The organism is Lacrimispora sinapis, from assembly GCF_043633585.1.
Lineage (GTDB): Bacteria > Bacillota > Clostridia > Lachnospirales > Lachnospiraceae > Lacrimispora > Lacrimispora sinapis.
In genome coordinates, this window is record NZ_CP141832.1 from 2,476,964 (window position 1) to 2,498,482 (window position 21,519).

At 39.6% G+C, this 21,519-nt stretch carries 16 protein-coding genes and 1 pseudogene; 2 read left to right on the forward strand and 15 right to left on the reverse strand.

Features of this window, described 5'->3' with window-relative positions:
* Window positions 1–11 precede the first annotated feature (11 nt).
* Window positions 12–1,583 carry a pectate lyase family protein gene (locus tag VIG27_RS11590; RefSeq protein ID WP_394522685.1) on the forward strand — a complete coding sequence of 524 codons (1,572 nt, stop codon included), beginning with the start codon at window positions 12–14 and terminating at the stop codon, window positions 1,581–1,583.
* Between the two features lie 101 nt (window positions 1,584–1,684).
* On the opposite strand, the gene VIG27_RS11595 is transcribed toward VIG27_RS11590, so the two are convergent.
* The 9 genes from VIG27_RS11595 to VIG27_RS11635 form a co-directional block, all read right to left on the reverse strand.
* Window positions 1,685–2,458: an OmpA/MotB family protein gene (locus tag VIG27_RS11595; protein ID WP_394522686.1), complete on the reverse strand. Its 774-nt coding sequence runs from the start codon at window positions 2,456–2,458 to the stop codon at window positions 1,685–1,687.
* An 11-nt stretch (window positions 2,459–2,469) separates the two neighbouring features.
* A complete protein-coding gene (gene motA / locus VIG27_RS11600) occupies window positions 2,470–3,255 on the reverse strand; it encodes a flagellar motor stator protein MotA (RefSeq protein ID WP_394522687.1) in 786 nt (261 codons plus the stop codon).
* 807 nt (window positions 3,256–4,062) lie between these two features.
* Window positions 4,063–5,796: a choice-of-anchor A family protein gene (locus tag VIG27_RS11605; RefSeq protein WP_394522688.1), complete on the reverse strand. Its 1,734-nt coding sequence runs from the start codon at window positions 5,794–5,796 to the stop codon at window positions 4,063–4,065.
* 174 nt (window positions 5,797–5,970) lie between these two features.
* Window positions 5,971–7,266 (reverse strand): nickel-dependent lactate racemase, encoded by a 1,296-nt coding sequence (gene larA / locus VIG27_RS11610; protein ID WP_394522689.1) that lies wholly within the window; start codon window positions 7,264–7,266, stop codon window positions 5,971–5,973.
* A complete protein-coding gene (locus VIG27_RS11615) occupies window positions 7,254–7,400 on the reverse strand; it encodes a hypothetical protein (protein ID WP_394522690.1) in 147 nt (48 codons plus the stop codon). Before VIG27_RS11615 ends, larA begins: the two co-directional genes overlap by 13 nt.
* A gap of 412 nt (window positions 7,401–7,812) precedes the next feature.
* The gene (locus VIG27_RS11620; RefSeq protein ID WP_394522691.1) at window positions 7,813–9,117 is read right to left on the reverse strand and encodes a DEAD/DEAH box helicase; all 1,305 of its coding nucleotides are present in this window, start codon (window positions 9,115–9,117) and stop codon (window positions 7,813–7,815) included.
* Window positions 9,118–9,393: 276 nt separating this feature from the next.
* A complete protein-coding gene (locus tag VIG27_RS11625) occupies window positions 9,394–9,693 on the reverse strand; it encodes an MGMT family protein (protein WP_394522692.1) in 300 nt (99 codons plus the stop codon).
* Window positions 9,694–9,784: 91 nt separating this feature from the next.
* Window positions 9,785–11,293, reverse strand: coding sequence for an AAA domain-containing protein (locus tag VIG27_RS11630; RefSeq protein ID WP_394527540.1), 1,509 nt, complete (start codon window positions 11,291–11,293; stop codon window positions 9,785–9,787).
* Window positions 11,294–11,632: 339 nt separating this feature from the next.
* The gene (locus VIG27_RS11635) at window positions 11,633–12,232 is read right to left on the reverse strand and encodes a DJ-1/PfpI family protein (RefSeq protein ID WP_394522693.1); all 600 of its coding nucleotides are present in this window, start codon (window positions 12,230–12,232) and stop codon (window positions 11,633–11,635) included.
* A 245-nt stretch (window positions 12,233–12,477) separates the two neighbouring features.
* On the opposite strand from VIG27_RS11635, the gene tnpA reads away from it, so the two are divergent.
* Complete coding sequence (tnpA, locus tag VIG27_RS11640; RefSeq protein WP_394522694.1) at window positions 12,478–12,702, forward strand: IS66 family insertion sequence element accessory protein TnpA; 225 nt, start codon at window positions 12,478–12,480, stop codon at window positions 12,700–12,702.
* A 269-nt stretch (window positions 12,703–12,971) separates the two neighbouring features.
* Here the strand turns inward: tnpA and VIG27_RS11645 are convergent, their stop codons facing one another.
* The 6 genes and pseudogenes from VIG27_RS11645 to tnpC all read right to left on the reverse strand — a co-directional run bounded on the left by VIG27_RS11645 (window position 12,972) and on the right by tnpC (window position 21,482).
* Window positions 12,972–13,088: a sigma factor-like helix-turn-helix DNA-binding protein gene (locus tag VIG27_RS11645; RefSeq protein WP_394527542.1), complete on the reverse strand. Its 117-nt coding sequence runs from the start codon at window positions 13,086–13,088 to the stop codon at window positions 12,972–12,974.
* Between the two features lie 296 nt (window positions 13,089–13,384).
* Entirely contained in the window at window positions 13,385–15,067 is a 1,683-nt protein-coding gene (locus VIG27_RS11650) for a hypothetical protein (protein WP_394522695.1), read from the reverse strand.
* Window positions 15,068–15,084: 17 nt separating this feature from the next.
* Entirely contained in the window at window positions 15,085–15,504 is a 420-nt protein-coding gene (locus VIG27_RS11655) for a UPF0158 family protein (protein WP_394522696.1), read from the reverse strand.
* A gap of 379 nt (window positions 15,505–15,883) precedes the next feature.
* The gene (locus tag VIG27_RS11660) at window positions 15,884–18,355 is read right to left on the reverse strand and encodes a hypothetical protein (protein ID WP_394522697.1); all 2,472 of its coding nucleotides are present in this window, start codon (window positions 18,353–18,355) and stop codon (window positions 15,884–15,886) included.
* 1,084 nt (window positions 18,356–19,439) lie between these two features.
* Window positions 19,440–19,511: pseudogene (locus tag VIG27_RS11665) on the reverse strand (SEC-C metal-binding domain-containing protein); the annotation flags it as partial.
* A 303-nt stretch (window positions 19,512–19,814) separates the two neighbouring features.
* On the reverse strand, window positions 19,815–21,482 hold the full coding sequence (gene tnpC / locus VIG27_RS11670; RefSeq protein ID WP_394522698.1) for an IS66 family transposase: 1,668 nt from the start codon (window positions 21,480–21,482) through the stop codon (window positions 19,815–19,817).
* Between the last annotated feature and the right edge of the window lie 37 nt (window positions 21,483–21,519).

Sequence of the window (21,519 nt, forward strand, 5' to 3'; positions counted from 1 at the left end):
ACAGTCTATCATTGACAGAAAGCGGAGGATGGTATGAAAGTGCTTATATCAAATGGAAGCCCGTCAGCAATGCCGCTTCTTATAATGTTTATGTCAAGCCTGCCAGTGCTGGAGATTCTGCCTATACACTAATCGATGATATGCTGATAAGAAAATATCCCTCATATTGGAGAGCGGATGCGGTAGGTCTTACACCAGGCCAATATGTCATGAAAGTGGAAGCAGTTCTCTCCAACGGTTCAAAGGAACGCGCTGTTTCAGACCCACTTTCCGTAATTGCAAATGACAGATCCGGATTTGCTTTTTCCAGTGAGTCCACCTTTGGCACTGGTTCCGGTGCTTATAAGGATGACGGAACCTTAAAAGACGGTGCACAAGTGATCTACATAACCTCTGACACAGCAAAAAAAGTGACTTTAGACGTTATCGTAAACAAATCCGGTAAACGGCAGACAGCAACCGGAATCGGGGAGATCTTAGCGTTACGTCAAAAAGGATATGACAAAACTCCTCTTGCAATCCGTTTTATTGGACAGCTCTCCCGCAGTGACATGTCCGGACAGCTAAACAGCAGCGGATACCTGCAGGTAAAAGGTAAATCTGCCTACACGGAAATGAATATGACCCTAGAAGGCATTGGAGAAGACGCAACGGCCTATGGCTGGGGCATCCTGGTCAGAAACTGCGGAAATCTGGAAGTCCGGAACTTAGGCATTATGCTGTATCCGGATGATGGTATTTCTCTTGACACAGATAACTGCAACGTCTGGGTACATAACAATGATATTTTTTACGGAACAGCCGGGTCCGATGCCGACCAGGCAAAAGGGGATGGTTCCGCTGACGTAAAAAAAAGTTCCACTTATATCACATTCTCTTATAACCATTTCTGGGATTCCGGTAAAAGTTCCCTTTGCGGTTTGAAAGAAACCGAGGATTTTTTTGTCTCTTACCACCACAACTGGTTTGATCATTCTGACTCCCGTCATCCGCGGATTCGATTGGGTTCCATACATATTTACAACAACTACTACGACGGAAATTCAAAATACGGTGTGGGTATCACAACCGGAGGTTCTGCATTTGTAGAAGCTAACTATTTCAGAAATTGTAAATATCCAATGATGAGTTCCTTACAGGGCACTGACGCTTTGGGCGAGGGTACCTTCTCCGGAGAAGATGGCGGAATCATCAAGGCATTTAATAATAAAATCGAAAATGCCAATAGTCTGATCTATGCAAACTCAGACGATGGAACAGCAAAGGAAAATAAAACTTCTTTTGATGCCTATCTTGCTTCCTCAAGAAATGAAACCGTACCTGGTTCTTATAAGACCTTAGTTGGAAATAAGGCTTATAACAACTTTGATACACGGAAAGATCTGGGCGTCAGCCAATCTGACATAGATGACCCCAACGATGTGGCCCAAGTGGTAACTTCTCTTTCCGGGCGTATGAACAAGGGAGACTTTACCTGGAAATTCAACAACGCTTCTGACGATTCTTCCTATGATATGAACACCGGACTGATGTCTAAAATTAGAAGCTATAAAACAGAGCTTGTATCAATCGGGGGAAAGTAATCCTGTAACTCTCAAAAGCCGCAAACGGATGTGTTTGCGGCTTTTGATTATAAAATGCTGACATCTGGTATTGTTCGGTTTGATTTTAACAGCTCTCACATCTACTTCACAAGACGCTCTTCCAGATTGTTATACTTAGAACTTAAAACAATGATATCAATACGCCTGTTCTGGGATCTTCCTTCCTCGGTGTTATTATCACCCACCGGCTTATACTCTCCATACCCTACTGCAATCAGCCGATCCGGAGGAAAGTTGCATTTATCAACAAAATAGGTAACCACATTGACCGCTCTCGCAGTTGACAACTCCCAATTGGAAGAATAGGAACTGCGGCTGATCGGCACATTATCCGTATGTCCCTCAATACGTATGTAATTATCTGTGGTATTAAGAATGCCTGCTACCTCAGCCAAGGTATTCTCATGTTTATTTATTTTCGCACTTCCGGAATCAAAAAGTACGGCATTGTTCAACCGGATTACAAGACCACGCATGTCAATCATGGTGGATACAGACTGATCCATTTCACCATCGTGGAGTTTTGTATCTATTTCTGTTTTTAATTCTTCCAGCTTTTTAAGTTCATATTCCCCAAAAAAGCCCTCCAGTTTACTATTTACCGCACCGCCTGACTGGGAGCCGGAACCACCGCCCCCACCGCCTCCACCGGAAGCTTGGGCATTGTAGTTTTTATCCATCATGGTTTTGGAGAACTCTTCGGATATCTGCTGTGCTTTTTGAGCATCAATCTTGCTGACAGCAAAAAGTACAATGAAAACCGCCAACAGCAGGGTCATCAAATCCGAATAAGGCAGAAGCCATGCTTCACCGGCCTCTTCTTCCTGATGTGCGTGCTTTCTCTTTTTAGACATACATGTTCACCTTAATCCTTTTTATCTTGTTCAACGATTTTCTTCTGCACGGATTTTGGAAGTGAGGCAATCAGCTTTTCTTTCAGTATAAAGGGTGAATCACCATTCTGCATGGATAACACACCGATTATAATCATCTCTTTTGCCATTACTTCCTGCTGGCTCTTTACTCTTAGCTTTTTTGCAAATGGATTCCATAATACATAACCAGTAAAGATACCGAGGATCGTAGCAATAAATGCTGCGGAAATCGCTTCAGCCATCTGGTCCGTATCATTGATATGGGACATGGCAGCAATCAGACCAAATACCGCACCCAAAACGCCCAGGGTTGGCGCATACGCACCGGCAGAGGAAAAGATACTTGCATTGATTTCATGCCGCTTTTCCATCGCAGCAATTTCCGTTTCCAGAATCTCTTCAATCAAATCTGCTCCGGTACCGTCAACAAGCAAACGAACACCCTTTTTTAAAAAAGGATCTTTAAGCTCTTCTACTTTGGCTTCCAGAGACAAAAGCCCTTCGGAACGTGCCTGCTTTGCCAAATTGTAGATCAAATCAATCATCTCAGCTTCTGTAGGTTCTTTTGGCTTTGTAAAAAGAATCTTGAACAAAGATCCGATGACCTTCATGTTCTTACCAGGGAATGAATTCAATATGGTGGCAATGGTTCCCACGATAATAACAAAAAAGGCTGCCGGATTTATAAGAACAGAAAAATCAATGTGCTTAAAAATCATGGCGCCAATAACAGCAACAAAGCCGACAATCACGCCTAGGATGGTAGTTAGTTCCATAGTTTCTCCTTTGTGTTTTCAGGTTAGTAGTTATGCATGAGGCTGAACTCGGTGCTTTCAGGGATTATTCGCAAATCCATGACAACCCTTGGGTTATTTAAACGTTATCGTGTGATGCGGATGTTATGCTGTTATACCGGCATAGACTGGATCATATGCCAATATAAGAGCTGACAGGCCATCGGAAAGATTTCTGCTGCATAAACGTCTTTTCCTATGAAACCCAGACGTTTTATTCCCTGTAGTCCTCTGTGAAAATTCTGTTATGTCTTTTTCTCACCTGCGGCAGCGCTTGATTGCAGAGGTTTCTATGGGAATTCCCTAAGCTTTGGTACAGCACCCAATGACTTGAGAATTCCGTCACATGGGTGTGCACGTAATCTTTTCATTCATCCTATCATTAGATAACGTTTTCAGACATGATACGATAGCCTCCCTTATCAGGTTTCGAGTGGTAAGTTTATTCTACCAAACAGCTATCAACCATGTCTATCCCTTTTTGAATTGAATTTGCAAAATTATTAATATACGACCCTGAACTCAGCAATACCAATGTGCTTAACAGTTATAGTATAATATATTTGTTCGGACTGTTGTGTTAAATAGTTGTTAAATGTTGTCAGTTTTTAAATTTTTCTGTCGAAATTCTTTCAATTGCAAGCCACAGGTGGCCTTCCCCCAAGAGGCAGACCATTTTTTAGGAATACCGGTTAGGGCTGCAAATGGATAAAAAGCAAGCCCGCAGGCTTAATCACGGACCTGCAGGCTTGAGATCAAAAATAGGTTGTGAATCAAACAAAATCAGGATTATTCGACCATAAGATTTTCTACACCGACATTTTTTAAAATCAGGATTGGCTTGCAGCGGAACGTCTTAAAGCTGTTTTCAGACTGTCTCACCTTTAGAACGTAACAGCCTTCATAAGGGACTTCAAATTCAAAGCAGCCATAACTGTCAATCCGAACACAATACAGCAGGATATCCACACCGTTAAATCTATTGTATAATTCTACATCCCATTCATGATAATTATAACAGCGGCAGCCACAGATACAGCCTCTGATAAAACAAGGCTCCACCAGGCAGCAATCGCAGACCGGGCAGACTTCCTGTTCCGGACATACCGGACAGGTCGGACACGTGGGACAGACGGGGCATTCCGGGCATGGAACCGGGGTCGGACAAGCGGGGCAAGGTTCCGGTGCCGGGCAGGTCGGGCACGTCGGGCATACAGGGCACGGCTCCGGTTCCGGACAGGGTTTTTGCTCCGGACAGGCCGGGCACGTGGGACATGGCTCCGGTTCCGGGCAGACCGGGCAAGGTTCCGGTGCCGGGCAGGTCGGACAAGTCGGGCAGGGTTCCGGTACCGGACAGGTCGGACACGTGGGGCAGGGTTCCGGTGCCGGACAAGGTTTTTGCTCCGGACACGGCGCTGGTTCCGGACACACAAGAGCCGGCTGTTCCTCCGGAGCAGGAACCACCGGGGTTGGTGCTACAGGAGCTGGTGCTGCGTCCTGGCACATGACGCTTCCTGCAAATGGGAAATAGTGAAATTCAAAGCCGCTGGCCGCATTCACTGCAAAAGAACCTAAGGCAGCGGTGCCGCTCACATGACCGCCGGTGGGATGGGCATGAAACATGGCTTGCGGGGCCAGTATACTTCCCCAGAAATCCGAAGATTTCTCCATATAAATATTTGTCGCATCCTCAAATACATACAAGGTCTGGGGGGCTTTATCCCGTTCCCCATATAAACCATATTGCAGGTGGGCATTGGGTCCTGTTTTCAGCCTTACAATCACGGTACTGCCCTGCGGAACTTCCGCGCGTATGCCTTTGTTGATCAATCCATTTGGCCTTACATCAATCAGAAAAACATTCTGTACCGGATCATCTCCTCTTAAAATCCATTCGTAATTATTATCCACCACGCTTCCATTGGGCGTAAGCGCTTCTATACAGTTTTTGTAATATTCGATGCCTTCCCTTGCATCATTAAAAAATCCAGGTATGTTCGCTTCGATCCTGCTTGCAGGTATAAATCTGGGTACATCATAACTGGGAACCACATAGTGATCTCCTTTATCCGTTGGTGTCCAGTATTGGCTTCCTCCATTTGCCTGGTATAGATATTTCAATTCCTGAAGGCCATCCGCTGTACCGTCTTTTCCTATTAAATAGGTGCTTCCTTTGGCCACCCGGAAACCGCTGCCGCCAACCACGTGTCCAACCACCACCAGCGGACCGCTGGTCGAAACGTTTCCTCCTGCAAAAAACCGTACCAGATCAGGGGAGTAACCGATGTCTCTGTAGCCGCTGTCTCTGGCAAAGCCAACACTCATCCCCCTTGGACTGTAAAAGTTTCCGCCAATGGCAACCGGACCTTCAACATCAATAATGTTATTGGCATCGTTAAATACAATCAGATTAAATCCTGAGGCAGAACCAAAAGGCTGACCATCTATATTATACCAGTTTATATTATCATAAGGTAATCCAGCTCTTACTACTGCTCCATTACTATTACTGATATTATCCATACAAACTCCTGTAAACCGCTTGAATTACAACGTAATTTCATTCTCAATTCATTTTATTCTGACGAAAATGGTTCTGTGCAGGTTTCTATGCAAATGGACTATATTTTATGATAACTTTTATAATTTGTAATTTATAATTTGTATCGGATTTGTGGATTTATTCTTTACTGCAATCTATGAAACGCACCGGTTTCTGACAATTACGGAAACTCCATCCGGTATGACCGTAATTTTCCCGTCCGCCCTGCCAAGAAAATGATCTGCCATGGAAATCGCCTCTTCAACGGTGTCTGCATAATCCATCTGCATGTTAAGAATCATTTCTTTGGGCGCCCTGGTCACCATGATCACCTTATATTTTAAGAGAATCCTGCATAGAATCTGTGCCTCCCACTGATCCGGTACGGTCTTATCCCGGGGGGTGTCAAGAAACCGTTTCATGATTTGATTCTTATCCTCTCCCCCGGCAAAAGTATCATACAGGGATTGACCCCCATGGCCGTCACTGCAGCTTGATACCATAATAATCACACCTCCCGGTTTGCAGGTGGCCTCTGCGGCTGTCATACCTTTTACTGACTGGTAGATATTCTGATCCAGGGGATACCCACCATTTGTGGTAATGACGATATCTGCGGGAAGGGCATCCACTCCGGAAAGCTGATCCACAAACCGGCAGCCCTCCTTATGGGCATCATTAAAATGACCGGCATAAGCCTTTATCACTTTCTTGTTCTCATCTAACACCACATTGACGATAAACGCCAGTTTTGCTTTCTCAGCGGCATAAATCATATCTCTATGTATGGGATTTCCCTCCAGGATTCCGGTTCTTGCATAGGGACTGTCAATAAACTCGGAACAGTGGTTTGCCATGACCGTCACTCCGCTGGATACTCCCGGCAGCACGCTTTTTCTTCCGCCGGAAAACCCGGCAAAGAAGTGAGGCTCTATAAAGCCTTCTGAAAGAAGCAGATCTGCTTCTGCGGCGATCCGGTTGATCAAAAGCTTTCCTCCAGAGGGCAACGTTCCGATGAAAACCATATCCTCATCCTTCTGGCTTTCATGGATCACAAAGCGGATATCCGTCCGGTCAACGATTTCCTGTCCGAACTTATCAATCAATTCTTCCCTGGTGGTGGACCTGTGAAATCCTGTGGCAATGAGGATGGTCAGCTTTGCCTGTGGATTTCCTTCTTTGATTTCCGCAAGAATAGCCGGTGCGATCACCCGGCTGGGAACCGGCCTGGTATGGTCGCTTGCAATCATTACAATATTATTTTTTCCCTTCACCAGCTCTTTAAGCCTTGGGGAATGAATGGGGTGCTCCATAGCCTTTTTGACCAGTTCCTCCTCCTTTCCTTCTGCCTGATAACTATGAGCTCCTGACATAAGAATTCCATTGAAACGGCTGTCAGGAATATCCACACTGATTTTTTCCCTTCCAAAGGGCAGCTCTACAATTGCCATCGTTCTCTCCTCCTTCTATAAAATCCCATCTGCGCCCGCCTGTGTAATCCTTTCTTTTGATAGTTTCCGATGAGGCCATTTTGCATTGCGATTCCTGCACCCATGGTAGCCCCACCGATCATTCCGACTCTCATCCCATTATACCTCCTATTAGTATCTATGTACCATGGCAAATGTGTTTTTTTCCTATCATTATAAAATTTATTTTTTTGAAATGCTGCCATTTCTTCCTTTTGGGGGTATCCTTTATTTACAAGGAAGGTCCAGCTGATTTTATGATATATCCACAATATCTGGTCGTCAAAAGAGACTTTATATATAGGAATCCATGGACATAGGAAGACTCCGCCGCCAGCATTTATTGTTCTGCTGTCAAATATTTTGCTAAAAATGGCGTTAGTAAATCCCCGCCGCAAATAATTATTGCTTGTAAAGTCTGAAATATCTCTATGATATCGGCTGCATGAAACTATGGATCAAATAGAAAAAAGGCGGCTGCAATCAAAGGATTACGACCGCCTCCAGAAGAAGCTCTTTGTTATAAATTTACCGTTTTTTGTCCCTGGAAGAAAATTTATTAAAACTCCGTTTCTCTTTTAAAGTTCCGTCTGCTGTCATCCGAAATTTCTTCTTAGGTGACACAGCGCTATTTGCGGAAGCGGTATGCACTGCTCCTCTTCTTGGCTGTACTACCTTTATGGCGGGGAAATTATTCTTTAGAGGGTATGGATGATCTTTGATCTCTGTTAATCTTTTTCCAATTAACCTTTCAATATCGTCAAGCTGTCCTTTTTCGTCGAAATCACAGAAAGAGATTGCAGTCCCCTCAAGTCCCGCCCTGCCTGTTCTTCCAATGCGGTGTACATAGGTCTCCGGTGTATCCGGCAAATCAAAATTAATTACATGAGTCAGCTCATCAATGTCAATTCCTCTTGCCGCAATATCTGTTGCAATCAATATTCGCAGCGTTTTATTTTTAAAATTGTTTAAAGCATTCTGACGCGCTCCCTGCGACTTATCCCCATGGATTGCCTGAGCCCTTACATTATTTTTAGATAATTGCCTCATCAGCCGGTCCGCTCCATGTTTGGTGCGTGTAAAAACCAGTGCGGAAACTATATTTTTATCTTCTAAAATGTGCAAAAGCAAATCCTTCTTATTGCTTTTATCAACAAAATAAAGATACTGTTTGATGGTGTCCACGGTCGATGATACCGGAGTGATCTCTATTTTTGCAGGATTCTTTAAAATCGTACCGGCAAGCCTGGCGATATCTGGCGGCATGGTAGCGGAAAAAAGCAATGTCTGCTTTTTGGCAGGTGTTTTGGCGATGATCCGCTTTACATCGTGAATAAATCCCATATCCAGCATACGGTCCGCTTCGTCTAATACAAATATTTTAATATGCTCTATATTTATGATCTTCTGATCCATTAAGGCCAGCAATCTGCCCGGTGTTGCCACAAGGATATCCACTCCTAGTTTTAATTTCTCTTCCTGGGGCTTTTGAGACACGCCGCCAAAGACAACGCAGCATTTTAAATCAGTGAATTTTCCATAGGTATTAAAACTTTCATAAATTTGCAGGGCCAGCTCCCTGGTTGGTGTTACGACCAACGCTCTGATATTCTGCCTTGACTGATGAGACACTTTTGCTTCCCTGAGCAGCTGAATCGTTGGTATTGCAAATGCAGCCGTTTTTCCGGTACCTGTCTGGGCGCATCCAAGTAAATCCCTTCCGCTTAGTACAACAGGGATTGCCTCTTCCTGTATCGGAGTCGGAATATCATAATTTTCTTTCTCCAGCGCCTTTATAATATCAGGCATAATATTTAAATCTTTAAATTGCATAAATTCTCCTTTTAATCACCATTGATTAAATTTATCGATTATCTGACCTATGAAGCGGCCAGTCTGTTTCCATTGATAAATTTCGGCTGCACATTTTATATGTGTGAATACTGTCATTCGGCTTCCTGTCAAACACAGTCGGGACCTGGCGAAAGCCCTATGCACCATCCTGCATCGTTCCATGCTTTAACATTCACCTAGAAGAGTATAACACAGGTATGGGTGATTTGAAAAGGTTGGAGCTCATCATTCTTTTACCGGCATATGAAATTGCTCTCATATTCCATATTTAGTAATATCTATGTATCCCTCCTCCGATACTTCCACTCCTTCCGAAATAAGAAGTTCTCTTTGGATTGCCGCATGTTTTTTATCCGCAATCGCTATTTGACCTTTTGAGTTAATGATACGATGCCACGGAAGGCTGTATTTCTCAGACATGGAATGAAGTACCCTGGCTACCTGTCTCGCACCTCTGCTATTTCCTGCTAGTCTTGCAACCTGCCCGTAACTCATCACTCTGCCATATGGGATTCCATTGATTATTATAAGGATTTCTTCTGTAAACTGGGTCATATTATGTGGTCTCCTTATGAAATTATATTGGCTGTTTTCTGCACTTTCAGGTTCTTTATGTAATTTTGCTGCTTTTAAATGAATCTCCAGTTCAGGGATTGGATATTAGTTCATCCAGTTTTTTCTTAATTTTTTCTTCCTCTCCGCTATGATTGGTAGGCAGTCTCAAGAGAGGAATATGATACTTTTCTAAAATTGAGTTTTTTAATCTATCACGATCCCGCTGTTTCGGTTTATTTTCATGAAATTCAAACCCATCAACTTCAATTGCTAAAACACATGACTTTCCTATTTTTCTGTAAACAACAAAATCCAGGGAAGCCCGATTATTCACATATTGCAACTCCTCTTTATTTAGTTGGCTTACGTCCCTGATTAAATTTCTTAGCAGAATTTCCTCTGCATAAAAAAACAGATTATACTGCTCTTCATAGAGTATATCATCCAGTAAAACGCGAATAATTTCCTGAGATTTGAAATGAGCATTGCTATTCATTCTTCTTTTAAGGGGAATTAATCTTTTTGAATAATTTTTATAGAGAAGATCAAAAACAGAAACAATATTACTCTTTATCACATGATTCTCAAGGCTGCTGTATTCCATATACCGTATTAAGTCCCCAATTTCGCTGCGTTTTTTCAAAAAAAACTCTCGGTTTGTCACTAAGACAAATTGTTTGACAGCACGGGAAACGGCCACATTGACTAACCTTGGATCATCAACAAACCGTTTCCCCATATTTCCGATCTTGTCATCCAGTACAGTTGACATAATCATCACTTCTTTTTCTTTCCCCTGATATTTATGGACTGTGTCACTTAAAATTTTTTTATTCAACAGTTCCCCAGCTTTATCTGCCTGAAGGCGAAATGGAGTGACAAAACCGATTTGCTCATATTGATTCGCTTTACATTCATTTTGAAGCACCTCTTCTACCGTAACATCCAATTCCCGCTGGTTATAATTACCTTTGGTCTCTCCCCTTGTTACTTTCCTCATATGATTTCCTTCGGCAGTTTCATAAATAAGCATGGGAGCAGACGAAAACTCCTTGTTCGTAAAAGGGATTAACTCATTATTATAATATTTTTGGTTACAATAACCAATTATGGTAGGGTGGCATCGATAGTGTTCCCTTAGAATCGTCCGTTCTAACTTTTTGCCATATAATTCAATAACAGAGGACAAAATACTATGTTGAAAATAATTATAAACTTGGTTTGTTACGCTAGTTTTTAGTTGCTTTTCTATTTTACTTTCTGTTATTTGAGGAAGTTGCTTTACATCTCCTACTATAACAACATTACGACAGCAAGAAAGCGCTAATACACCGGTAATTAGATCTACCTGGGAAGCCTCGTCGATAATTACATAATCCAGTAAATAGTTTTCCGGGAGAGACCTTCTTAGTGAATGGGTTGTACTTAGTATAACAGGGTAGGTCTTTATAAATTCTGCAAATTTTGCTTTAAAATTACTAATTGAATACCGGGTCTTTCCTGTTTTATGATAATGCGTATATAAATACTTTTGAAATAATTTTTCCGAAAGTATTTGATGTTCTTCTAATAAATGTTCAAATGAAACTTTGAAACTGATTTCCCATCTTTCATACGTTTTTCATATTCGTGAAGTCCCGATCACAAAAAAAGAAAGATTGGAATATTATTAGTACTTTTACTCAGTAAACGAATAACATTCAAATAATAAAAAAAGGGCCGTTGCAAAATAAGTGAGCTGTCACTTATGGAGCAATGGCTCCTCAGTCAACTGAGTACGGAGAGTGCCTTAACTGCTCCTGAACGTAAGCCCCATCATGCACGAACTTCTAGTAAAGTAACGTCACATTCAGAATTTTTGGCTTTAATGCTTTAGGCTGTTTGACTATAAAATTTTTCATAAATTAGTTCTTTGACACCTATAATAAAATGGGTCATGTTAATTTCCTAAATCAATATCATATTCCATTGTCTTTGCTGTGATTTCTGCAGTTTTTAAACCTAATAATTTTTTTACGATATAAAAAGACATATTTATTCCCGCAGATATTCCTCCCGATGTAATGATAGGATGTGAGTCAACAAATTTGACATCACGTATAACTTTGACTTTGGGGTATTGTTCTTCTAATCTATCAATATCATTCCAGTGTGTTGTTACTTGTCTTTCATCTAGCAATCCAGCCTCAGCTAATAAAAATGCACCAGTACACACTGATGCCATTATTTCCACATGAGTAAAACTCCTTCTAATCCAATCGATCGTCTCTTGGTTATGAATTTCTATTTCTTTCGCACCAGCCCCTCCGGGAATAATTAAAATATCAAATTGAGGTGCATCATAAAAGTCATAGTCAGGTTGAATTTTTAATCCGTTACGGGCGCTGATTAACTCTTTTTTTCTGGCAATGGTATGCACCTCGAATGCTTTTCCCTTTCTCTCAGTATTTTCTGTAATAGAAAACACCTCAAACGGACCTGCAAAATCCATTACCTCAACTTCGTTGAAAAGCAATATTCCTATTTTTCTGCGTGACATAAATTTTCTCCTCATTATTTTCTTTCCAACAACCACACTACCTCTGTATGTTTTGAGGCAGTAATAATGATTCCTGAAAAACGCATTTGTGCCTTGGTGTAGACAATCGATTAGCTAATACTTATCAAAAAACGATACCGTGCTGCCCTTATTTGCTGTATGTGCTTCAAAACAAGGAGTCATTCCATCTGAGCTAAAAAAATGGTATTCTTCCATCAATAAGAGATTCCTGGAGGAAAATCATAATGAAAACGAACGGTGTCATCCTGTGGAAGGATCGCTTTGCTGACAGAGCGGCAAGTGGCTTAAAGGTTGACGACTGGTATAAAAGAAATGGAGTTACGAAACATGCTTACTTTTACTGGCACCGTACAGTCCAGGATGATCGGCTGGGTTTAGCGGAACATTTATATCCATTACTTCCCGTGATATTTAATATATTTAATGGAACAGACTATTATGCATATTAAAGCTGCAAATTCTAATATTTTAAAAATTATTGCGGTAATAGCTAGAAGAAGTGCAATGTATATTACCTCCCAGAATATTAAGTTTATTTAAAGGTGCCATAAATATAATATAGTACTTTTATTAAAAAGTAAATTACGCACTTATTTTTGTATCAACATATATTTTATTACGCTCACTTCCTGAAGTTGTTTTACAGTATCATTGCATACTAACGTAATGCCTTTTTCAAAGCCTCTATCTTATAGCCACGGGAAAATTTATTTTTAAACTAATCAAAAACTTTTTTTATCTTATACGGGATTTTTTTCAGTCTCTTTGATACAGCCATTGCTGTAATGCCTAATTCTTTTCCGATTTCTACCATGGTCTTATCCTCAAAAATAATATTTCTTAATGATTATGGAATCCTTACGATCCAGTTTCTGAATAGCTCGGTGCAGCCTTTCTTTCTCATCCGAATGAATGATGATTTGTTCTACATCCGCCCTATTGTCAGCAAACTGCATTGGACAATACCCATCACGGTTTTCATGTATGAATTCCAGAGAATTATGCCGTCTCGTTTCAGCACGATTCCTCCTGGACTGCATTTTCTCCAAAACCTCCAAACTGAATGATTTTATTTTACATCAGTTTGAAGGTTTACACAAACTTTGGGATAGTCCCACAATATGGTACAAACTATATTCTTTTTAACTCATCCATCATAGCCGGACGATTTCTATATTGAGATTTCCAACTGGATACGATTTCATCTACTCTCTTTTTGCCTCCGGTGTATTTCTGCATTCTTTTTAATATAGCTACCAGTTCACGGTAGTGTTTTCGGTCAGATGTACGGGCTGCCATGTTATTTACAACTGTCTCATATTTTGTTAATAATTCCTCTGGATACAGATTTTTTAAGCATTGTTCATATTCCATCAATTTATACAGCCCATTAGAATCCAGCACAAGCTTCAGCAGCCGGTCATAGAGCTGTTCTTCCTTATATAATCTGTCAACAGCAGCATAGAGCGGCAATTTGGCAAATATTTCCTCGCGCTTACCAGGCCACTCCTCCTCCGTGTAAAGTGTTTTCAACTCTTTATATATAGCAACATCCCCAGCTTTATATTGCAGCATTAAAAGCCATAACTCATTCTCATAATCTTCTGCCCGTCCTGTCCGTTTATACAATTCTTTTAATTGCAGGCTATAATCAGCCACGAGGCCTGCTGCGGTCTTGTCAGTTTCCTTACCCTCTTTAAGCGTCTGGATTGCAGCATCATACCGTCCCTTTTTCATGCACTCTTGGATATAATATTTTCTAACCGCACTGAATTCCAGATTTTCTTTTGCATACTTCTCAATCCTGTCTTGAGAAATTCTCAGCTCATTCATGATTGTAATATGCCGAAGGATCCATTTCCCTGCGTGATACCCCCGTGTCCAGGAATCGTTTTCTTTTCTATATTTACAAACCTTTTCTTCCGTAAACTTCAGTTTATCCTCAAGGAACTCATCCTCTTTAAAATTATCAAACAATATTTGTTCGATATATTCTTCCATGTAATCAATAACCCGGCCGTCCAGGTGCTCTTTAAACCATCGGAACATACTTTTCTTTATATCCATATCACAGTGCTCAATTATTTCCAGCCAAATTTCCATACATTGATTCGCCAGCATCCCTGTTCCACCGTCGGAATCATCCATATCCTGATTTCCGACCTTAACAAACATATAGGCTGTTAGTTCAAAAGCTTCCTTGTATTGCCGGTTTTTCAGCATACCTTCTATATCGTTGTCCAGAAAATCTATTAGGTCTGATATAAAGGAATCTGCGCTGTAATAATCAATAAAGCCCTGCCGTCCGGCATATTTGTTAAATATCCTGTTTATCTGATTTTTGTATCGCTTCATATCCTCTTTTGAAATCTCACAGCAAAGAATACTCTTAAATCGGCTGAGCAGCTTATCATCATTCCCCAAAATTTCTGTAAGGAAATAACGAACCGCCGCTTCATCCGCATTCCTCACCAATTCTTCTATATTGCTCTCTGAATCCGTTGCTATTTTTACATCATCTTTCTTTATGGTTCCCTTCTGGCTGTCAGCACACGCTTCTATCTCGTGTTCCATGCAAAACATCAGCGCCGCCATATGCTTACAATGATTCCCTTCCTGCGCATAAGGACAGTCACATTGCATATCAAGAATTTTTCCATCTATAATTTCAACATATACATCATAAGCACTGCTTCCCTGGACCGTGGCCTGTACAAAATCACTGCCCTCATCATAATCTTCTACAAAACCGCTTTCGTAATAATCAAGCCCTCTCTCTAATATATGCGGTCTAAACAACTGCTTCCAATCCATACTTTCCCCCCCCCCCTCTACTCAAAATTTTCAATTCCATTATCCCTACACCAATCCATCGCAATCTTACGATAGGCGGCAGCCTCATACTGAAACCATTTCTTTTCCAGCCCAAGGTCATACACAGTATCTTTAAATCTCCGAAACGCTCCTCTTCCTCGAATAGCCCGTTCTAATAGTTCCTGCTGCCTGCCTTCTGACAGACTCCAGACAAAATCCTCCATGATGCGATATTCATGGATTTCAAACTTTGTAGGAAGTCTCAAATAGCGGTCTGGATTTTCCTCAATTTCGTCTTCCAGCCCCTTATTATCCAGCCCTGTTATTAATTCATCCGCAAGAAAAACAATTTCTCCTGTTTCTATATCCAGAAAGTATGTATAATTATCATCTGCCATTTCAATGGCATCTACTACAACACTTAAATCTATTTTCATCTGCACACCTCCAATTTGTCAAACTGTTTTGTTGACCCGATATTACTAATCTGCAAAATTGGATAATATTCTGTGCTTTTGCCAAAACGTACATTTCCCTTACCCCACCACGATAGCCGGAGACATATTGCTACCCCATCAACCACAAAAGCACACCTACATATCCACCTCAAATCCCCGTAACCCTTTGATTTACTGGGCTTTCCTCGTCAGTAACACCACCGTCTCCACATGGCACGAGTGGACAAGAAGTACGTCTTTTGCCCCTCGGTTTGTCCAACTTAATCCACCGCTATTTTTAATGTTTCATCTGTGGGCAGAAACATATCTATTCCTTTTTATTCTAATTTATAGATTTCGTCCATCCTATGGAAGAAATCTAATGTTCGAATTCTATGTACGTCACATCGTTTTTCCCTAAGTCAATCATCAGCTTAAAACTGTACTGTTCTTTGCAATATATTTTTTTAACACATTTCATTGCTTCTTCTTTAGGCATCAATGCTCCATCCACATTATACAATCCGTTATAACCTTTTGAACTTTCCAAGAAAGCCTCACATTCCCTTTCGTTTAAGTCAACAAAGTCTATATTGGATATTTTAACATTAAAGCGAAATTTTTCTTTGTTAAAGTACAGATTATCATAAATTTGAGGAGTACCCACAAATTCAATCTTTTTCTGTTCTTCTTCTAATTTTATAAACTCTGCCTCATCTCTTAATTTTGTCAATGCCCAATCATCGGTAAAAGTATAATTTCTGGCATCATATTCATTTTCGCCAATAAACGTGAGCACATTCCTCACCCCTTCAATGTCAAATGTGAGAGTTAATTTATTAGCACGCTGCCGAATATAACCCTTAACCGCTTCAATAATTCCCCTTTGAATTGTTCTTGCTGTACTTTGCGATGTTCGATATTCTCTTCTACTTATACAATCTGGCATTACAAATTTTATATAACCTTCCGTAAAATATTGTGAATCCCATCCAAATATACTGTCTTTTTCCATTAATTCATTTATTCTTGCCATAATATCTTTGTAATCTATATCTATAGGTTTAAGCTCTGATTCATTAATTTTTTTCTGTCTTAAATTCGTATGTGCTTCACAAATATACTTAAACAGCTTTATTTGTATTTGTTCCGTGATGTTGCTTGAATGCTTCAAGAGATTTTCATATTGTTTGTACTGCTTAACAAAGCCATCCTTCAGCAGACCCGTTTTCATATCAAACTGATTTTGGAGTTCTCCCAATATCTTTATTTTGCATTCATCATTTATGTCATCCCAATTAAAAAAAGCCTCATAGATACTGTAAAATCCAACCTCATCATTGAATACCAAATAAAGTATCAACATAAAATCAATATTAAATTCTGAAGTCCATACAACCGATTTAGCCATCATAAATGAAGGAAAGTTTTCAAATCTTCTTTCAAGAAAATCGGATTCTCTTTGAATTCTCCGTCCAATTGCACGAAGAATTTCCTGAACATTTATTCTTAGTAACCATGAAGCACTCATTTTTACAATTGTCTCCGATGAAAATTCTATTGTAAAAGTATCCTGCAAACTGTTCCTATAATTCTGATTTAATGTTTCTCCTTCACAAAAAATAAACGCATAAAAAGCTTGAAAAAGTAATGCTAAAAAATCAAAATACTTTTCCTTATTATATGGCATATTATTATAAATTGTTTGTTTAATCATTATTTGAAACACATAGTTTCTTTCCTCTACATTATTGTTTTTTAAAACAAAGTATTTGAGTACATTTAGCAAGCTATTTACATCCGGTTCTATTCCGTCTTCATTAGTTTTCCACTGTAGCTTCATCAATGCAGCAATATAGTTCTCAACAAGCTGTTCTCGAACATTTCTTGTGCATAAGCTATTATGCATGATACTGTCAAAGTAAACATAGAAAATTCTTTCTATTTCAGAATTTGAGATTTTTTTCTTTTTATATACATCCAACAAATCAATTTCTATCATTTGATTAAAATAATTGTTTTCAAGTAGTAACTGATCATTCCAAAATTGCATGTTTTTTAAAGGAATAACATATAATTCTATTCTTCCATATTCAAAATTACTCATTCGTGTATAAATCTTAACAATAGATTCCACCATATCATTATATCCAAATGCTTTTGTAAAATCGTCTACTTGTGTTCTCAATTTCATATCAAAATATCTATAGTAATCATAATATCCGTCTTTCTCTCCCTTTGCTTGAACCTGGACACTCAACTCTGTAAGCATCTCACACGTCTTCTCTTTCTCAACATAATTTCTTTCGTATATAGCTGTTGACAGCGCGCTTACAATTGTGTCCGTATGTGACTGGAATTCCTTTAAATCCATCTCGTTATTATTCACACTAGCAGAGAAATGACTAATTACTAAATCAAAAACATAACTTTCGTTTGTAATCATCGTCCAGATTTCAAACGCAACATTTCCCTCTAATAATATTAATGCCAATATCAATGCTGTCATACTGTTAGCACAATCGATCACAAAATTCATACCCAGCAGACACACTCCAATGGTAATAACCAATAAAGAAACTCTTACATATTTTTTCGTATTTACTGGTGAATTGGGAAATTGAATTATGTCCTTCAACTTATACCCCAAGTAACTATTATCTAAAAAACTTGAAATTAATGTTACTAGGGTAAAACACATTACGGAAACAGTTATTATTCCTGCAAATATGTAATCCATATATGATTCTGTAACAGGGATTTTATATATTCCTGTGAGATTTACACCTATATCCATAATAATGCCTAGTCCAAATATTAAATAAGGAATTATATCGTACCACTTTTTCATTGTTTTTCACCCACTTTCTCACCATCTGATATCGTAAAATCTCTCTTAACAGTTATTCAGCAGCACTGACATTTTCAAACAAATTCCAAGGAGTATCCATATATTGATACGCATACTCATTCTTTTCTGCTTCCATCTGCCGATACAAAATATCAAAATTCGCATGAGTTATAAAAGCCTCCTGAATTGCTGCTCCCCACTTTTTCCATAAACGTGGGGAAATGACAATAGAATCTGTCCAGCGAGGAAGATTATTATTGAAATAATTTTCCCTATCTACAACACTCAAACTTAAAAACTGATTTGAAAATGGAGCATAGAAACTATCATTATAATTAAGCCATGACCAAACACAAAAAGACTTATCCTTTGCAGGAAAAATGTTAAGGTACATTTTTTTTATTCTCTCATCTTTCTCCATGTCATTAATCCGATTTCCCAATATATCGTGCTCAAGTTCCGTCATCATTGATACTGCAAAATTTATTTCATATGGAATTTCCCACACTAAGGAATTTGTAACACAATATTTTTCTTCTAGCAAAGCATCATCAAATCTTTGTTTTTCAATTTCATTGTCCTCTAATCCTAATTTTAATGCTCCTAAATATTCTTTAAAATCATCTGATTCTCCAAGATTATACCCCTTCTCAAACATTTTTTCATATTGGATACAGGTAGCATTAGTCTGTACCTGTTTTTTATGGTAATGCCACGCCATTGTCCGATATGTTATTAGAAATATTTGTTTTTCACTAGCAACAAACTCTTTATCTTCAATTTCTTGGAACACTGTCTTATCATGATAGGAACAAAAACCAGTAAAAGTTGTAGCTATACTACGCCCTTTCATATCTGATGTTTGAAACAGATGATGCATTGTACCATCCATTGTTACTACCATTCCAGATTCTCCAATTTTATTTAAAATTCGATTGTTTTGGATGGCATGAGCTTTTACTATCCTATCACTGCACTCGCTCGAATTAGGATGTAAACACCTTTTTATTTGTGATTCTCTTTTTATATTTTGAAGAGAATACATAACCGCTTCTGCTAAGTACTGCTCTTTTGCTTTATTTAAACAACATCTTTTGTATTTTTTCCCACTGCCACAAGGACAAGGGTCATTACGACCAATTTTCATTTTCAACCTCTAATCATCTGTTCACTGTAAGCCACGAATGCAACAAAACACTCTATTTATAATCACATTCTTTTATAAAAGCATCACAATCTTGCTTTTTCTGTCTCTTACATTCATTTATGTTCTATACTGATTTTCTCTCCATCCGGCAACACAAACGCCTGCTCATATACAACACCAACAGCCTCTGCAATCTTCACCATTTCATCAAAGGAAACAGTGCCTCGCTTCAGCTTTTTATTAAAATTCTGTAAATGGTAAATAACCCGTCCAGGTCAATAAGTTCGCCGCCCGATTGGGGCGGCGGTATATTTACCGTGTTTTTAGTTTTCTACATCGATCTGGCAATTCATCTGACCAAGGCATTAATTCTGCCAGTTTGTTTTCTGGAACATTATTCCTTGGATAGTGCATTAACTGTTCTAGCAGATATGAAAAGTACTCATACGGTTTAAGATTATTCGCTTTTGCTGTTTCAGCAATACTATATAAGGTAGCGCTAGCCTCTGCGCCGTTCTTCGAATCGATGATGTGCCAGCTGTGTTTACCAACACAGAATGAACGGACACTTCTTTCTGCATCATTGTTATCAAGAGGTATTTCCGGATCCTCCAGAAATACTCTTAAAAACTGTTCCTGATGGATGGAATAATTAAGAGCACCTGCCAGTTTTGAACTTTTATCCAGTCCCGTTTTACCGGCATACTCTTTTACCCACTCAAAATAAGCATCCACAAGAGGCTTGACTGAGTTTTTTCTATGATCCAGCCTTTCCTCATCGAATGATTTTTCATACATATGATCTACATGATAGATTGCAGCAATTCTTTTTACTGCTTCAGCTGCTATTTTCTGTCCAGATGTGGAAGGGCCGTTTTTTCCACTGGCTTTTACAATCTCAGCGAATCGTCTTCTGGCATGAGACCAGCATCCGGCAACCTTCAGATCATCAGACCGTTCTTTCGCCAGGGTGTGATATACCTGATAACCATCTGTCACAAGAGTCCCTTTGTATCCTTTTAGGAATTCTCTTGGAGCGGCAGTTCCTCTCGTTCCTGGATACTCGTAAAGGAAAACCGGTGGTTTTTCTGAACTGCCAGGTGAATGGTAGATCCACATGTACTGCTTGCTTTTCTCCGGCATTACAAAGGGGGTCTCGTCACAGTGTATATGATGGCTTTTCATAATCTCTGCCTTCATCATGTCACGTACCGGGCCAAGATAGTATTGATAAATACGGATCAGCCAGCCGGCCATGTCTTGTCTTGGAATGTTAACATCATTTCTTAAAAACTCTTCAGAAAGCCGGTTTAATGGTACTGCATTGACATATTTGGCGTTAATGATGGCGCCTGCCAGTTCCGGGGTAAGTATGCTGTGACTTAATAAACGCAGAGGAACCTCTGCGCGAAGAATCCCGCCGGTATCATGATTTCCGGCATATACTTTGATGTGATGCTCCAGTACTTCGAAGTGAGCCGGTACATACTTTAGCTCTTTGTATATTTCATCTGGCAGATTATGCCATCCCTTGGGGAAATGTTCTGAGAGCTCTTTTTCCGTACGTTCATGTGAAACGACGATAGTATCGATATCCTTCAGATTAATATCACGCTTTCCCTTGGAACGAGGCTTGCGCTTACGAACAAGGACTGTTTCCATATCCAGTTCTTCGGAAATTCCATTCTCAGTCAGTGACTCAGCCTCATTGAAGATACACAGATTTTCAAAGTCAAAAGATAATTGCCCTTCTGTCGGCAGAGTCTTCTCAGATTTCCTGCCAAACCGATTCTGTGTAAGAATGGAGATTTGTTCCTTCATACTTTCAACTTGATGGAGCATCTGCTCATTCTGCTTTTGAATGGTAGTATTCTGCTCCGAAATAAGCTGGAAACTTTCATGCAGCTGCAAGTATAGCATAACAATCATATCTTTAGAGAGATTATTCAGTTCATCCTTAGTAATAGTAATCTTTTCCATAGGATTATTATACCATGAAAAGCTCTGAAATTCAGTA

Excerpts from the sequence above, each read along its gene's own strand:
- tnpA (WP_394522694.1), top strand. The coding sequence starts at position 12,478 with ATGAAAACGAACGGTGTCATCCTGTGGAAGGATCGCTTTGCTGACAGA.
- VIG27_RS11650 (WP_394522695.1), bottom strand. The coding sequence starts at position 15,067 with ATGGATTGGAAGCAGTTGTTTAGACCGCATATATTAGAGAGAGGGCTT.
- VIG27_RS11615 (WP_394522690.1), bottom strand. The coding sequence starts at position 7,400 with ATGAGAGTCGGAATGATCGGTGGGGCTACCATGGGTGCAGGAATCGCA.
- VIG27_RS11625 (WP_394522692.1), bottom strand. The coding sequence starts at position 9,693 with ATGACCCAGTTTACAGAAGAAATCCTTATAATAATCAATGGAATCCCA.
- motA (WP_394522687.1), bottom strand. The coding sequence starts at position 3,255 with ATGGAACTAACTACCATCCTAGGCGTGATTGTCGGCTTTGTTGCTGTT.
- VIG27_RS11620 (WP_394522691.1), bottom strand. The coding sequence starts at position 9,117 with ATGCAATTTAAAGATTTAAATATTATGCCTGATATTATAAAGGCGCTG.
- VIG27_RS11595 (WP_394522686.1), bottom strand. The coding sequence starts at position 2,458 with ATGTCTAAAAAGAGAAAGCACGCACATCAGGAAGAAGAGGCCGGTGAA.
- VIG27_RS11635 (WP_394522693.1), bottom strand. The coding sequence starts at position 12,232 with ATGTCACGCAGAAAAATAGGAATATTGCTTTTCAACGAAGTTGAGGTA.
- larA (WP_394522689.1), bottom strand. The coding sequence starts at position 7,266 with ATGGCAATTGTAGAGCTGCCCTTTGGAAGGGAAAAAATCAGTGTGGAT.
- tnpC (WP_394522698.1), bottom strand. The coding sequence starts at position 21,482 with ATGGAAAAGATTACTATTACTAAGGATGAACTGAATAATCTCTCTAAA.
- VIG27_RS11660 (WP_394522697.1), bottom strand. The coding sequence starts at position 18,355 with ATGAAAAAGTGGTACGATATAATTCCTTATTTAATATTTGGACTAGGC.
- VIG27_RS11605 (WP_394522688.1), bottom strand. The coding sequence starts at position 5,796 with ATGGATAATATCAGTAATAGTAATGGAGCAGTAGTAAGAGCTGGATTA.
- VIG27_RS11655 (WP_394522696.1), bottom strand. The coding sequence starts at position 15,504 with ATGAAAATAGATTTAAGTGTTGTAGTAGATGCCATTGAAATGGCAGAT.